We start from the raw sequence: 641 nt of genomic DNA on the forward strand, positions 1-641 counted from the left end.
CGGTGTGAGAAAGCGTCAACTCGACCGTTTCCCCAGCGTTGATGTAACGAGATTGATATCGGGCGTTAAAAGGAACTTTGAGTAAGTTATGCTGTGCGAAGCTGTCTTTCAGAATTTGTGCGTACTCTTTTTCAGGGAAAAGCATTGTCGCGGCAAATACGGTGGACTCCGCCAAATCATGCATTTTCACACCACGACCCACGCCGTACATGCCTTCAAGCACAATCGAGTCAAAGTCACGGAAAACACGATCCGAACCATCGCCATAACGAGCAACGGACGCTTTCAAGGCTTGGAATAAAGGTGTCGACCACAACTCGTCGCCCAATTCACCACCAACACTTTCATGCGCTCGGTATTCCGCTCCTTCAAAGTAGCGAGCACGTTGGTTCCAGAGACTGCGTGTTGCGCGGCGAACGCCAAACATGCCATCCCAGTTGAACACGGTATCAATCTCAAATTCCTGACCACGGCGAGCCGCATCTAAATACTGTGTTCGGTAGCTCGCGCTGCCCGCCCAGTAATCACCAACACCTTCTCCAATCGCGCCAGTGTGGCCATACGCCCAATCGGGAACGATTTGATAGTGAATCCCGTGTCCTAGCTCGTGCAAAATCACATCTGCATCCGCAGCATCCGGA

1 pseudogene is annotated in these 641 nt (G+C 51.6%); it reads right to left on the minus strand.

Going from position 1 to position 641, the window contains the following annotated elements:
- Window positions 1-641: pseudogene (locus R7Q11_RS27135) on the minus strand (propeptide, peptidase); the annotation flags it as partial.

It is taken from the genome of Vibrio sp. 970 (genome assembly GCF_033339075.1).